Origin of the sequence: Duganella sp. S19_KUP01_CR8, from assembly GCF_036688705.1 — a bacterium.
Taxonomy (GTDB): Bacteria; Pseudomonadota; Gammaproteobacteria; order Burkholderiales; family Burkholderiaceae_D; genus Rugamonas.
Genome location: NZ_JAQQPR010000023.1, coordinates 19,726 through 32,959, shown reverse-complemented (window position 1 = coordinate 32,959; position 13,234 = coordinate 19,726). Strand labels below are relative to the sequence as shown.

The 13,234-nt window shown below is 62.5% G+C and carries 12 protein-coding genes; 3 read left to right on the top strand and 9 right to left on the bottom strand.

Translation table 11 applies throughout. The features are described from left to right. Nucleotides 1-56: 56 nt before the first annotated feature. The 7 genes from V6M89_RS21665 to V6M89_RS21635 all read right to left on the bottom strand — a co-directional run bounded on the left by V6M89_RS21665 (nucleotide 57) and on the right by V6M89_RS21635 (nucleotide 6,858). Nucleotides 57-1,508 carry a DNRLRE domain-containing protein gene (locus tag V6M89_RS21665; RefSeq protein WP_332855121.1) on the bottom strand — a complete coding sequence of 484 codons (1,452 nt, stop codon included), beginning with the start codon at nucleotides 1,506-1,508 and terminating at the stop codon, nucleotides 57-59. A gap of 365 nt (nucleotides 1,509-1,873) precedes the next feature. Continuing rightward, entirely contained in the window at nucleotides 1,874-2,053 is a 180-nt protein-coding gene (locus V6M89_RS21660) for a hypothetical protein (RefSeq protein ID WP_332855120.1), read from the bottom strand. Between the two features lie 71 nt (nucleotides 2,054-2,124). Continuing rightward, a complete protein-coding gene (gene xerD, locus V6M89_RS21655; protein ID WP_332855119.1) occupies nucleotides 2,125-3,030 on the bottom strand; it encodes a site-specific tyrosine recombinase XerD in 906 nt (301 codons plus the stop codon). Beyond that, nucleotides 3,006-3,527, bottom strand: coding sequence for a methylated-DNA--[protein]-cysteine S-methyltransferase (locus V6M89_RS21650; RefSeq protein WP_332855118.1), 522 nt, complete (start codon nucleotides 3,525-3,527; stop codon nucleotides 3,006-3,008). The genes xerD and V6M89_RS21650 overlap by 25 nt, the downstream gene beginning before the upstream one ends. Before the next feature lie 433 nt (nucleotides 3,528-3,960). Then, complete coding sequence (locus tag V6M89_RS21645; RefSeq protein WP_332855117.1) at nucleotides 3,961-5,241, bottom strand: TRAP transporter large permease; 1,281 nt, start codon at nucleotides 5,239-5,241, stop codon at nucleotides 3,961-3,963. Then, the gene (locus V6M89_RS21640; RefSeq protein WP_332855116.1) at nucleotides 5,238-5,810 is read right to left on the bottom strand and encodes a TRAP transporter small permease; all 573 of its coding nucleotides are present in this window, start codon (nucleotides 5,808-5,810) and stop codon (nucleotides 5,238-5,240) included. Before V6M89_RS21640 ends, V6M89_RS21645 begins: the two co-directional genes overlap by 4 nt. A 61-nt stretch (nucleotides 5,811-5,871) precedes the next feature. After that, on the bottom strand, nucleotides 5,872-6,858 hold the full coding sequence (locus V6M89_RS21635; protein WP_332855115.1) for a TRAP transporter substrate-binding protein: 987 nt from the start codon (nucleotides 6,856-6,858) through the stop codon (nucleotides 5,872-5,874). A gap of 129 nt (nucleotides 6,859-6,987) precedes the next feature. On the opposite strand from V6M89_RS21635, the gene V6M89_RS21630 reads away from it, so the two are divergent. Genes V6M89_RS21630 through nhaD form a run of 3 tightly spaced genes read left to right on the top strand, consistent with a single transcriptional unit; the run spans nucleotide 6,988 to nucleotide 10,891 of the window. Continuing rightward, nucleotides 6,988-9,009 (top strand): two-component system sensor histidine kinase NtrB, encoded by a 2,022-nt coding sequence (locus V6M89_RS21630; RefSeq protein ID WP_332855114.1) that lies wholly within the window; start codon nucleotides 6,988-6,990, stop codon nucleotides 9,007-9,009. Between the two features lie 3 nt (nucleotides 9,010-9,012). Then, complete coding sequence (locus V6M89_RS21625; RefSeq protein ID WP_332855113.1) at nucleotides 9,013-9,600, top strand: response regulator transcription factor; 588 nt, start codon at nucleotides 9,013-9,015, stop codon at nucleotides 9,598-9,600. A 7-nt stretch (nucleotides 9,601-9,607) separates the two neighbouring features. Further along, complete coding sequence (gene nhaD / locus V6M89_RS21620) at nucleotides 9,608-10,891, top strand: sodium:proton antiporter NhaD (RefSeq protein WP_332855112.1); 1,284 nt, start codon at nucleotides 9,608-9,610, stop codon at nucleotides 10,889-10,891. Between the two features lie 56 nt (nucleotides 10,892-10,947). Here the strand turns inward: nhaD and V6M89_RS21615 are convergent, their stop codons facing one another. Together V6M89_RS21615 and V6M89_RS21610 are read right to left on the bottom strand one after the other, a co-directional pair. After that, entirely contained in the window at nucleotides 10,948-11,424 is a 477-nt protein-coding gene (locus V6M89_RS21615; RefSeq protein WP_332855111.1) for a DUF4188 domain-containing protein, read from the bottom strand. A gap of 22 nt (nucleotides 11,425-11,446) precedes the next feature. Continuing rightward, entirely contained in the window at nucleotides 11,447-13,204 is a 1,758-nt protein-coding gene (locus tag V6M89_RS21610) for a DUF885 domain-containing protein (RefSeq protein WP_332855110.1), read from the bottom strand. Nucleotides 13,205-13,234 lie beyond the last annotated feature (30 nt).

Below are 13,234 nucleotides of genomic sequence, written 5' to 3'. Positions count from 1 at the left end.
AATCCATCAATTGAGAAAAAAGCCGAGGCAGAGCGAAGGTTGTCTCTTGGTCATTTTTATTTCGACGTGCACGCGACCTGCGAAAGGACCTTTTTGCCGACACTGATTGGACCCGGCGCGGCATAGTTGCAGGAATAGCTATCGCCGAGCGCGCCGCGGCGCACAACACCCATCCAGGTCAGCGGGAAGTTATTTTCGGGACCACCGATCGCTTCAAATGAGCATGTACCAGACACCGCCTGCGGCGCGCTGGACGGGCATACTGCGGCGCAAGAGTTCTGCGCGCAGACGCCCTTGACATCAACCAACACGCCGGCAGCCACGCCGCCTGCAGCACCGGCCGCGCCAGCCGGACCTTGAGCGCCACCGGCGCCGGTATCACCGGTATTTCCCTTCGGTCCCTGGATACCGCCTGCGCCGGCGATACCAGCGGCTCCTTGCGGCCCCGCAGATCCCGTCGGCCCGGTAGCACCGGTCGCGCCAGCCGCGCCTGGATTGCCTTTTACGCCAGCCACGCCTTGCGCGCCTTGCGCGCCGACATCACCCTTCGGACCAGCCGCGCCCTGCGCGCCGGCCGCCCCCGCATCGCCCTGGGCGCCTTTGACGCCGGCAATCCCCTGGGCGCCGGCTGCACCCGCGTCGCCCTTGTCGCCTTTGATACCGGCGGCGCCCTGCGCGCCAGGCGTACCCGCATCGCCCTTGTCGCCTTTGACGCCGGCCGCGCCTGACGCACCGGCGTCGCCGATATCGCCTTTGTCACCCTTGGCGCCGATCAAGCCTATGGCGCCCTGCGCACCGGCGTCACCAGTGTCGCCCTTGTCGCCCTTGGCACCGACCATCCCGGCGGCGCCCGGGTCGCCCTTGCCGCCCTTCCCACCGGCGACGCCAGGCAGTCCGACCGCACCGTCGGGGCCGGTAGCGCCAACAGCACCAGGCTTGCCTTCCGTCATGAGCGTAATGTCCAGCCGTGCAGCGTGGCCAGTCAGGGTGTTTTCCTTGCTATCGATTACGAAGGTGATGGAGGGCTGACTGCGTACTGAGGTAATGCCCAGACCAAAGTTTTGCTCGGGAAAATCCACCCAGCTCTTGGCCAGTTCGCTGATATCGAATGACACATAACTGCCCGCTGCCGGTACCAGTGCGGTCGCAATGAGCTGGGTACCGAGCGCAGGTATAGGGTCGCCCAGTGTCAACGTATCTTCCTGCCATGCGCCAGTTACCGCTTGCACCGCGAGCGCGCTGGTCGCGCTGGTGCGCTTGCTGACCCATACCGTCAGCGTGGCCTTGGCGACATTGGCGCGCGTGATTCCAGATGGCAACGTCGCCATATTGAACCGGAGATAGGCTACGCTGCCGTTTCCGACGTTCAGGCCCGGCGACGCCCCCGTGCTGGCATCGACCGCTCCTATGTTGCCGGGAAAAGTATAAGCATCCGCCAGTAGCGGGGCATCCACTGCGCCAGCATGTGAGAAGGACAGGCAAAGCAGCGGGAACGCCGCAGCGGCCATCCAATTTCGTCGAAATATTGTCATATTTTTATTTAAAAAAAGGGGATCTGTCTACGCGACATAACAGCCACAAATCGCCTGCGCCAGACAACGCAAGAAAAAGCGGCAATGTTTAATTACGGCAATTGCTTTTTAAAGTATGCTTTTGGGAAACTATAAATGTCAACATTAATTTTTTTTCTTTTGATTAATTAGTATTATTTCTATCGCATTCTGATGTTGACGAACCCGCGATACGGAATTTGAAAAGCAAAAGGGCCGTCATCCACCGATGACGGCCCTCAATACTCTCCCTCCCAAGATAGCTTTTCTTGGTGGGCGACTGCTAATATTTGATTAACAACTTGAACAAACAGCGCGCATGTCTACTCTGCTGCTGTGTCGCCGTCGTCGGCGGCATCGCCGTCCATCTCCTCCAGCTCGCCTTCCTGGGCCAGGCCGGGGTTCTGCTTCAGCTCGGCCTTGCGCCGGGCTTTTTCATCCGCTTTTTTCTTCTTTTCCAGCTCACGCTGGCGCTTTTCATACGCGAAATTTGTCTTTGCCATTTGCCACCTCTTCTTTATACGGTTCGATTACCTGCCCACATTATGACGCAGTTACGGCCGGCGCAAGTTTTTCAGCCGCGGGGATGATGTTGCGCATGCAAATGCTTCAGGCGTTCTCGGGCGACGTGGGTATAGATTTGCGTCGTCGAAATATCCGAATGCCCCAACAGTAACTGTACCACCCGCAGGTCGGCGCCGTGGTTCAGCAGGTGGGTGGCGAAGGCGTGGCGCAAGGTGTGCGGCGACAGCGGCGCGGTGATGCCGGCCTTCAGGGCATGTTTTTTAATCAAGACCCAGAACATCTGCCGCGTCATCGGCCCGCCGCGCGCGGTGACGAACAGCGCGTCGTCGACCTGGCCGTTGAGGATGATGCCGCGCGCTTCCTTGACGTAGCGCTCGATCCACACCCGCGCCTGCTGCCCGAACGGCACCAGCCGCGTCTTGGCGCCCTTGCCGGTGATGCGCAGCACGCCGTCGTTCAGGCTCAGCTCCAGCAGCTTGAGCGTGACCAGCTCGGACACGCGCAGGCCGCTGGCGTACATCAGCTCCAGCATGGTGCGCTCGCGCAGGCCCAGCGGCGTGGCGACGTCGGGCGCCGCCAGCAGGGCCTCCACTTGAATTTCGCTCAAGGTGTGGACGAAGCGGGCCGGCTGTTTGGCCGATACCAATTTCAGCGTCGGGTCGTCGGCGATGCGGCGCTGGCGCAGCAGCATCTGGTAGAAGCGCCGCAGCACCGACAGCCGCCGGTTGGACGAGGTGGCCTTGCCGCTGTCCTGGTGGCGGGCGGCGATATAGCCTTCGATGTCGTGCGCGGCCACGGCCGCCAGGTCCGCCACCTGCGGCCGCTTCTTCTCCAGCCAGGTGGCGAACAGGCGCATGTCGCGCCGGTAGGCTTCCAGCGTGTTCTTCGACAGGCCGTCCTCCAGCCACAGGCTGTCGCAGAACTCGTCGATCAGAGCAGTGTTGTCTGTTGCCATGCGTATTCGCTAGCTCCTTCATGGGCCAGCAGCCAGCGCTTGATGCCCAGCAGGTAGCCGTTCGGGTCGTCGCTGTTGGCGAAGCCGCCCAGGCCGCTGGCCGAGGTGACGCGGTGGCAAGGGATCACCACCGGGAACCAGTTGGCGCCGCAGGCCTGGCCCACCGCGCGCGGCGCCGAGCCGATGTGCCGGGCCAGCTCGCCGTAGGTGCGCACGCTGCCGCGTGGAATCGAGCGGATGGCGTCCCAGACCTTGTACTGGAACTCGGTGCCGGCGCGCTTGAGCGGCAGGTCGAAGATGAAATCGGCGTCCTGGCAATACCGCTCCAGCTGCCCGGCAGCCAGCTCCGCGATCGCGTCCTGCGGCGCTTTTGCATCAAAGTGGGGCGGCAGGTAACAGAGTTCCGTTATCAGACCACTTGCCGTGCGCACGCCCAGTTTTCCAAGTGGCAAATCCAGGACGGCGGAAAACAATTCATGCTGCTGTTGTATTTTCATCACACTCTATGCACCAAAAAAGCCGGCAGAAGTTGTCGAAATGCACCATTTTGTTGCATTCGAACTACATTAAAAAAACCACACGATTGCATTGTAAATCCGCGCCGCCAACGACAGCAGTTCGACCGGCAAAAAAAAACGCACCTTGCGGTGCGTTTCCAAATCCTGCTTCACGTTCCCGGTCGTTTGTCTGTCCCCGTAGCGCGCTTGTGGCGGCCTTCAGCGACTATAACAACGACATTCTGTAAAACGTGTGTCTCCTCGATCTTTTGCCGGTATTCAGTACCGTTTCTCTACACACTCCCCACCTACAATTCTGGGCTCTTGCTACCGGGTCGCATATTGATATGCAGTTATCCCTGAGAGCGACGCAATCATAACTTATCTTTTTGCGTTTTTCCCAGTTTTTTTGCCACCCGGCCGCAGCACTAGTTTAAGAGTAAATTAAATTTGGAAGCCACAAAGAAATTTGTGGTACATATGTGATCAAAATCAAGAAGCCTAGCATCGTCAACAACCATGGCCATACGGCAACAGTGAGTTCGGTGATGCCCATCTTGGTGATGCCCGAGGCCACGTACAGATTCAGCCCGACCGGCGGGTGGCACATGCCCACTTCCATGTTGACCACGATCAGGATGCCGAAGTGCACCGGATCTATGCCCAGTTTCATCGCCACCGGGAACAAGATGGGCGCCATGATCAGCACGATCGACGACGGTTCCATCACATTGCCCGCCAACAGCAGCAGGATGTTCACCACCAGCAGGAAGCTGACCACGCCCAGGCCCTGGCCGGTGATCCATTCCGCCATCGCCTGCGGGATGTTTTCGCTGGTCATCAGGAACGAGAACAGCACGGCGTTGGTGATGATGTACAGCAGCATCGCCGACATCGCCGCCGAGTCCAGCAGCACCTTGCCGACCTGCTTGATCTTCAAGTCCTTGTAGACGAACACGGCGATGACAAACGCGTACACCGCCGCCATCGCGGCCGCCTCGGTCGGCGTGAACGAGCCGGTATAGATGCCGCCCATGACGATGACGATCAGCAGCAGGCCCCAGGCGCTCTTGCGGAAGGTGGCCCAGCGCTCGCCCCAGCTGGCCTTGGCCATGCGCGGATAGTTGTGCTTGCGCGCCAGCCACCAGGTGGTCAGGCCGAGGAAGAAGGCCAGCATCACGCCCGGCACCACGCCGGCCATGAACAGCTTGCCCACCGAGGTGTTGGTGGTGACCGAGAACATCACCATCACGATCGACGGCGGGATCAGGATGCCCAGCGCGCCGGAGGTGGTGATGACGCCGGCGCCAAAGCTCTTCGGATAGCCCTGGCGCACCATGGCCGGCAGGATGATGGAGCCGATCGCCACCACCGTCGCCGGCGACGAGCCCGACACCGCGGCAAACAGCGCGCAAGCCAGCACGCCGGCCAGCGCCAGGCCGCCATGCCAGTGGCCCACCATCGAACTGGCGAAGTTGATCATGCGCCGCGCCACCCCGCCATGGGTGAGGAAGTTGCCCGCCAAGATAAAGAACGGGATGGCCATGATCTCGAATTTCTCGATGCCGGTGAACAGCTTGAGCGCCACCGATTCGATCGGCACCTGGGTCATGGTGAACAGGAAGGTCAGTACCGTCAGGCCGAGCGAGATGGAGATCGGCATGCCGGTCAACATCAGCAACAGCAGCAGCACGAAAATAATCAGTGCGTTCATGCGCGGGCTCCTTTTTCTTCAGCCGTCAATTCGTCTTCCAGGCCCTCGACATGCGAATGGTCGTGCTTGGGCAGCTGGCCGGTCTTGAAGAAGGCCACCAGCACCTGCAGGAAACGGAAGCACATCAGGTAGGAACCCAGCGGCACCGCCATGTAGACGATCCACATCGGCATTTCCAAATCGGCCGAGGTCTGGTCGGTGTGACCGATCTCCCACACGAAGCTGGCGCCCAGGGTGCCGACGATGCCGGTGAACACGGCGCCGGCCAGCAGGCCGAAGATGACGAACTTGTTGCGCCACGGCGTGTTCATGCGGTTGATGATGACGTCGACGCCGACGTGGATGCCGGTGCGCACGCCGTAGGCGGCGCCGAACTTGGCCATCCAGACGAACATATAGATGCAGGCCTCCTGGGCCCAGCTGGTGTTAAGTTGAATCAGGTAGTCCTGCACGCCGGGGATCGGCAGGCCGGACAGGTAGCGGTGGACAACCGCGACGAAGATCAGAATGGTGGCTGCGGCCATCAGGGACGCAATCAACCATTCTTCGAGCTTATCGAGGAATTTCATGGTGGACCTTCAGTGGAGGAGACAAAAAACGGGACGGCCTTGCGCCGTCCCGGCGGCAGACTTATTTGGCTGCTTCTTTATTGATTGCGGAGATCAGGTCTTTGCCGATGCGGCCTTCCATGTCCTTCTGCACCGGCAGCAGGGCCTTGCGCCATTCGGCCTGCTCTTTCACGCTCAGCGTATAGATCTCGGTCTTGCCGGTTTTCTTGATCGCTTCCAGCGCCAGGTCGTTGTCGCGCTGGGCGATGGCTTTTTCAAACGTGGTGGCATCCTTCATCGCCTTGTCCAGCGCGGTGCGGATGTCGGCCGGCAGGCCGTCCCAGAATTTCTTGTTGACGATCACCGCGTAGCCCAGGTAGCCGTGGTTGGACACCGTCACGTGCTTCTGCACCTCGTGCATCTTCTGCGTGTACATATTCGACGGCGGATTCTCGGTGCCGTCGACCACGCCGGTCTGCAGCGCCTGATACACCTCGGAGAACGCCAGCACCTGCGGGTTGGCGCCCAGCGCGCGCATCTGCGCGTCCAGCACCTTGGACGACTGGATGCGCATCTTCAGGCCCTTGAAGTCGGCCGGCGCATGCAGCGGCTTGTTGGCCGACATGACCTTGAAACCGTTGTCCCAGAACGCCAGGCCGATGATGCCCTTCGGTTCCAGCTTCTTCATCAGGCCCTTGCCGATTTCGCCTTCGGTGACGTTGTACAGCGCCGTCTTCGACGGGAACACGTAAGGCAGGTCGAACGCTTCGAATTCCTTCACGCCCAGCGGGCCGAACTTGGCCAGCGACGGCGCCAGCATCTGCACCGCGCCCAGCTGCAGCGCTTCCAGCTCTTCCTTGTCCTTGTACAGCTGGCTGTTCGGATAGACTTCGACCTTGACGCGGCCGTTGGTAGCCTTCTCCGCCAGCTGCTTGAAGCGCTCGGCGGCCTGGCCTTTCGGCGTGTCGGTGGCGACCACGTGACTGAACTTGATGACGATAGGCGCCTGGGCGTAGGCATTGAAGCTCAGAGCGACGCTCAGGGCCAGTAGAACGGATTTCAGTTTCATGGAGTCTCCAGAAGGGATTTAAAATACACTATTGTTGTAGTTTGACCGATTCTTACCAATAGTGACAAGGGGCGCAACTGTGGATAACCACAATGGTGCCGCCACTCCAAGGCTTTACCCTGAGTCTCCATGACAGCCAAACCAGCCAACGCCCCGCGCCGCGCCCATTTCAGCTCTTCGCTGCGCTGGCTGCTGCCCATCACGCTGGTGCTGTTCTTTCTGGCGATCCTGATCTGGCTGCCGTGGCAGGCGCGCCAGATGGAGAGCAACGAGCGCCAGGAACAGCTGATCGCCGACACGCTGTGGGTCGAACAAACCATCCGCTTCCAGCTGGGCCGCGACGAAGAAAGCCTGCGCGGGCTGGGCGCCGAGATCAGCGCCGGCCGCCTGCCGGCCGGGCAAACGCACGACCGCTTGGCGCGCCTGCTGAAGAACGGCCACGAACTGCTGCGCGTGATCTGGCTGCGGCCGGACGGCAGCCTGGCCGCCAGCAGCGATCCGCAGGCGACGCCGGTGGAACTGTCGCCCGCTTCGCTGGCCAGCATGGAGCTGGCCCGCAAGACCCGCCATGCGACCTACACCCAACCGGAAGCGCAAACGCCCAACCTGTCGGCCGCCCCCGCCGCCGTACTGATGGACTACCACGTGCCGCTGTTCCGCGGCGACGAATACATCGGCGACCTGGTGGCCACCTATCAAACCAGCGCGCTGCTGGAGGAAATGGTGCCCTGGTGGTTCGCGCAGGACAACCAGGTCTCGCTGATCGACCGCGACGACAAGGTGCTGGCGCGCCGCGCCGCCGCAGGCCCCGGCCACGGCGTCTACACCCACAAGCGCGCGCTGGACCTGCCCGGCGCCACCATCACGCTGGTGACGGACAGCGTCAAGAGCGAGCCACGGCTGCTGCCCAACCTGCTGGTCGGTTCGGTGATCGTGCTGTCGCTGGGATTGTTATGGAGCCTGGTGGCCTTGTGGGGCCACATCTCGCGGCGGCTGGAGGCGGAAGGCGCGCTGCGCCAGCAGATGTCGTTCCGCACCGCGATGGAGAACTCGCTGGTCACCGGCCTGCGCGCGCGCGACCTGGAAGGCCGCATCACCTACGTCAACCCGGCCTTCTGCCAGATCGTCGGCTATCCCGCCGAGGAACTGGTCGGCATGCTGCCGCCCATGCCCTACTGGGCGCCGGAGGAGATGGCGGAATACCAAACCCGCTTCGCCTCGGTCCTGGCGGGCAAGGTCACGCCGCAGTTCGAAACCATCTTCCAACGCCCCGACGGCGAGCGCGTGCCGGTGCTGATCTTCGAGGCGCCGCTGGTCGACAAGGACGGCAAGCAGACCGGCTGGATGGGCTCCATCCTCGACATCTCGGACCGCAAGCGCATCGAGGAACTGAACCGCCAGCAGCACGAGAAGCTGCAGGCCAGCGCGCGCCTGGCGACCATGGGCGAAATCTCCTCGATGCTGGCGCATGAACTGAACCAGCCGCTGGCCGCCATCTCCAGCTACACCACCGGCGCGCTCAATGTGCTGGCGCGCGCCGACAGCAGCGGCGCAGCGGTCGATTGCGGCATGCTCAAGCCGGCGCTGGAACAGGCCAGCGCGCAGGCGCAGCGGGCCGGCCAGATCATCCGCAGCGTGCACGAATTCGTCAAGAAGAGCGAGCCGCAGCGGCAGGAGATCGGCATGGCCTCGCTGCTCGACGGCATCCGCGCGCTGATCGAGCTGCAGGCGCGCCAGGCCTACGTCTCCTTCAACGCCAGCATCCCCGCCGACCTGCCGCCGGTGCGCGCCGACCGCGTGATGATCGAACAGGTGCTGCTCAACCTGACCCGCAACGCCATCGAAGCGATGGCCCACATCCCGCCGCAACGGCGCATGCTCAACGTGGTGGCGGCGTATGATGCGGCCAGCGCGCAGGTCAGCGTGGCGGTGATCGACCAGGGGCACGGCATACCGGAGGAGGTGGCGCAGCGTTTGTTCTCGCCGTTCTTCTCGACCAAGGCGGAAGGCATGGGCATGGGGCTCAACATCTGCCGCACCGCGATAGAATTCCACGGCGGCTCGCTGACCCACAGCGCCAACCCGCAGGGCGGAACCATATTTACCTTCGTGCTGCCGGCGGTGCTGGCGGCAGCAGAACAGGAGACTTGAAGCATGCTGCATATCGTCGATGATGAAGCGGTCGTACGCGACTCCCTGACCTGGCTCGCCACCTCGCGCGGCATCCCCTCGCGCGCCTATGAATCTGCGCCCCAGCTGCTGGCGCATACGGAGGCCGGCCAGTTCGACGCCGACGGCGACTGCGTGCTGCTCGACGTGCGCATGCCGGACATGAACGGCGTGGCCGCGTTCGACCAGCTGTCGGCGCGCGGCCTGGTGCAGCGCATGCCGGTGATTTTCCTGACCGGCCATGGCGACGTGCCGATGGCGGTCGATGCGCTCAAGCGCGGCGCCTTCGATTTCTTCGAGAAGCCGTTCAACGACAACCAGCTGATGGACCGCGTGCAGGAAGCCATGGCCAACTCGCGCCAGGCCGGCGCGATGGCGGCGGTGCACGCGCGCCTGGCCACGCTGTCGGCGCGCGAGCGCGAGGTGCTGGACCTGATCCTGGCGGGGAAGATGAACAAGGTGGTGGCCGACCAGCTGGGCATCAGCATGCGCACCGTCGAAGTCCACCGCGCCCACATCTTCGACAAGATGCAGGTCAAGACCGCCGTAGAACTGGCCGGCCTGCTGAAGTAGGAATTACATGTTGATATCACTGGTTGTCGTCTTCGTCATCGCCTATGCCGCCATCGCGCTCGAACATCCGCTCGGCATCAACAAGTCCGCCTCGGCCCTGGTCGGCGCTGGCCTCATGTGGTGCATCTACGCACTGGGCATGGACGACCCGCAACTGGTGGGCGGCAGGCTCGACACCACCGTGGCCGCGACCGCGCAGATCGTTTTCTTTTTGATGGGCGCCATGACCATCGTCGAGGTGGTCGACTCCCACCACGGTTTCGACGTCATCACCTCGCGCATCCGCACCTCCAGGCTGTCATCTTTAATGTGGCTGATCGGTATCGCAACCTTCTTCCTCAGCGCCGTGCTGGACAACCTGACCACCACCATCGTCATGATTTCGCTGACAAAGAAGCTGCTCGACCAGGCGGAAGACCGGCTCCATTTCGCCGGCATCATCGTGCTGGCGGCCAATGCAGGCGGGGCCTGGTCGCCGATCGGCGACGTCACGACCACGATGCTGTGGATAGGCGGCCAGATCTCCAGCACCGGCATCATGCAGGCGATGTTCCTGCCGTCGCTGGTCAATTTACTGGTGCCGCTGGCGATTTCGGCCTACGCGCTCAGAGGGCGCGGCATCGCCGCCCCCCAGCGTGACGACCAGCAGGATGCCCATGCAGGCAGCGGCTTCGAACGGGCGTTGATGTTCAGCCTGGGCATGGGCATCCTGGTGGCGGTGCCGGTCTTCAAGACCGCCACGCACCTGCCGCCGTTCATGGGCATGCTGTTCGGCCTGGGCCTGCTATGGCTGGTGGGGGAACTGCTGCATCGCGACAAGGAGGTCGAGTGCCGGGAAGCGCTGTCGCTGACCAGCGCGCTGCAGCGCATTGACCTGAGCGCGATCATCTTCTTCATCGGCATCCTGCTGGCCGTGGCCACGCTGGAGCACACGCACATCCTGTCGGCGCTGGCCGCATGGCTGGAGCGCACGATCGGCCGCCAGGACCTGATCGTGGTCGCACTCGGCCTGCTGAGCGCCATCGTCGACAACGTGCCGCTGGTGGCTGCGGCCATGGGCATGTACGACCTGGCGCAGTACCCGCTCGACGACTTCCTCTGGCATTTCGTCGCCTACTGCGCCGGCACCGGCGGCTCGATCCTGATCATCGGCTCGGCCGCCGGCGTGGCCGCAATGAGTCTGGAGAAGATTCAGTTCATCTGGTACATGCGCAAAATCAGCGGCCTGGCCTTGCTGGGCTACTTCGCCGGCGCCGCCGCCTACGTGCTGCAATACCGCCTGCTGCACTGAGTAGTTCGCTTGATTCCGTGGTGCGCTTTGGAGTCAGTTCCGGCAAAGTGCCATTTTCAGGACGGTGCATCGCTTTGAAAACGCTCCCTGGCGCTGGACCTCTTGCCGGTTGCGGGATGCAAAGTCGCAACCTTACCCAATCCGAAAGGCGGCATGTTCACATACACATTCTCGGATGAACCCGGCGAAACCTTGTAGGTTTCATGCCAGATGCCGACATCGCCGCTGGTCCCGACAGATTGGTTAAATTTCCGCCACGCCGGAAGATGCTCCGCATCCTTGTTCAACGCGTAGGCAAGCAATTGCTCGGACGAACGCCAATATTGCACCAGGATGATCGTACGGCCGAACCACATTTCATAGGACATCAGGCCCGAGTCGGGCGTATTCATAAGTTCGCGCAGCATCCGGGGCATAGCAGCCATTACAGGAAGCCACTTGTGAATTTTCCATAACTTATTGATGCGCATGCCTATCAGGAAGACCACGAAATCACCATCCAATTGAGCGGTTAGCCGTTCGGTACGAATCATCTGGAATTCCTATGCAAAAAAGTTAAATACCCTTCGCCGCGATCCATTCATCCACCACCTGCTCCAGCACCGGCAGCGGCACGTTGCCGGTCTCCAGCACCACGTTGTGGAAGGCCTTGATCGAGAACTTGTCGCCCAGCGCTTTCTGCGCCTTGGCGCGCAGGTCGAGGATGCGCATCATGCCGATCTTGTAGGCGCAGGCCTGGCCCGGCATGGCGACATAACGCTCCACTTCAGACGCCGCGATGCCGTAGTCGATGCCCTGCTGGCGCGTCCACTTCATCGCGTGCAGGCCGGTGTCCACCACCAGCCGGCGCGCGCGGAACAGTTCCGCATCCAGCTGGCCCAAGTGGCCGACCACGTCGCCGTCGTACCAGTTGTTTTCCGCCGCCAGCTGCTCCGCATACAGCGCCCAGCCCTCGCCATACGCCGAGCCGACCGAGAACACGCGATCGCGCCGGTAGCGCGGCAGCTTGTCGTTCTCCTGCTGCAGCGCGACCTGGAAGTGGTGGCCCGGCACGCCCTCGTGATACACCAGCGTGCGCATGCCGACGATGCGGAACTCAGGTCCCGGCATCGGTGCCCAGAAAATGCCCGGCCGCGTGCCGTCCTTGGCCGGTCCCGTGTAATGGGCCGCAGCCGTCTTCTCGGTGAACAACGGCTCGCGCTTGACCACCACCGGCGCTTTCGGCGTCACGTCGAACAGCTCCTTGGCGCGCGCCTCGGCGTCGCGCAGCACGCCGTCGTAGCGCGCCAGCAGCGCCGGACGCGGATCGGCTTCCTTCGGCTGCGAGTCCTTCTCCAGCTTGGCCATGCGTTCCTTGATGCTGCCATCGGTATAGCCCAGCGACGCCAGCAAGCCATCCATCTCCTTCTCGATGCGCGCCACTTCCTGCAAGCCGATGTTGTGGATCTGCTCCGGCGTATAGTCGGTGGAAGTCATCTGCTTGAGCAACAGCGCGTAGGCCTTGTCGCCATTGGGCAGGCGCCACAGGCCGGCGTCGTTGGTGGTGCGCGGCAGCTGCTCTTGCAGCATCGCGCGGGTGCGCTGGAATGCTGGAATAATCGAGCGTTTGACGGTGTCCTCTGCCGCCGCAGCGAACTTCGCCTGCTGTTCCGGCGACACATCCTTCAAGCCGCTCATGCGCTGCTTCAGCGTGGCGACGAAGACGTTATTCTCCGGCGCGCCGTCAAGGAAACGGTCCAGCTGCCCGATCGAGGACTGCGTCAAAAAAGTCGGCATCAGGATGCCATGGCCGGCGGCGCCGCGTGCCTGCACGATGCCGGTGTCCATCTTGCCGGCCACCGCCTTCAGGCGCACCAGGTAGTTTTCCACGTCGCGCTGGTTGCGGATCGGGTGCGCCTGCGTCAGGAAGTTCACCAGCTGCACATGCAGGCCGCCGAACTGGTTGAACACGAAGTTATAGTCCGCGTAAGGCCAGGCATCCACGGCCCCACGCAAATTCCAGGCGATGCTGGCGGCGCTGGCGCGCTGCTGCGGCGTCAGCGCCTGCTGGTCGATCTTCGCCAGCTGCGCCAGCGCGGTCTTGGCGGCGGCCACTTCGCCGGCGCGATAGACGATGGAGTTCGGCGTCAACTTGCGGTCCAGCCGGTCCTGCTCCTTGCCGCTGAAGTACTGCTTCTGCGTGGCCTGCTCAGGGTCGTTGCGCACCTTGGCGTTGGCGACCTTGTCGGCCCAGTCGTCGAAGCTGGCGCCATGCGCGGCCAGCGTGAGGGATGCGCCGGCAAGCAGCGAAATGAATCTGGTTGAAGTGTGCATTTGCGTGGGCCTTGTGTAAGAACCGCACGA

Excerpts from the sequence above, each read along its gene's own strand:
- V6M89_RS21650 (WP_332855118.1), bottom strand. The coding sequence starts at position 3,527 with ATGAAAATACAACAGCAGCATGAATTGTTTTCCGCCGTCCTGGATTTG.
- V6M89_RS21615 (WP_332855111.1), bottom strand. The coding sequence starts at position 11,424 with ATGATTCGTACCGAACGGCTAACCGCTCAATTGGATGGTGATTTCGTG.
- V6M89_RS21610 (WP_332855110.1), bottom strand. The coding sequence starts at position 13,204 with ATGCACACTTCAACCAGATTCATTTCGCTGCTTGCCGGCGCATCCCTC.
- V6M89_RS21640 (WP_332855116.1), bottom strand. The coding sequence starts at position 5,810 with ATGAAATTCCTCGATAAGCTCGAAGAATGGTTGATTGCGTCCCTGATG.
- V6M89_RS21625 (WP_332855113.1), top strand. The coding sequence starts at position 9,013 with ATGCTGCATATCGTCGATGATGAAGCGGTCGTACGCGACTCCCTGACC.
- V6M89_RS21630 (WP_332855114.1), top strand. The coding sequence starts at position 6,988 with ATGACAGCCAAACCAGCCAACGCCCCGCGCCGCGCCCATTTCAGCTCT.
- nhaD (WP_332855112.1), top strand. The coding sequence starts at position 9,608 with ATGTTGATATCACTGGTTGTCGTCTTCGTCATCGCCTATGCCGCCATC.
- V6M89_RS21665 (WP_332855121.1), bottom strand. The coding sequence starts at position 1,508 with ATGGCCGCTGCGGCGTTCCCGCTGCTTTGCCTGTCCTTCTCACATGCT.
- V6M89_RS21660 (WP_332855120.1), bottom strand. The coding sequence starts at position 2,053 with ATGGCAAAGACAAATTTCGCGTATGAAAAGCGCCAGCGTGAGCTGGAA.
- xerD (WP_332855119.1), bottom strand. The coding sequence starts at position 3,030 with ATGGCAACAGACAACACTGCTCTGATCGACGAGTTCTGCGACAGCCTG.
- V6M89_RS21645 (WP_332855117.1), bottom strand. The coding sequence starts at position 5,241 with ATGAACGCACTGATTATTTTCGTGCTGCTGCTGTTGCTGATGTTGACC.
- V6M89_RS21635 (WP_332855115.1), bottom strand. The coding sequence starts at position 6,858 with ATGAAACTGAAATCCGTTCTACTGGCCCTGAGCGTCGCTCTGAGCTTC.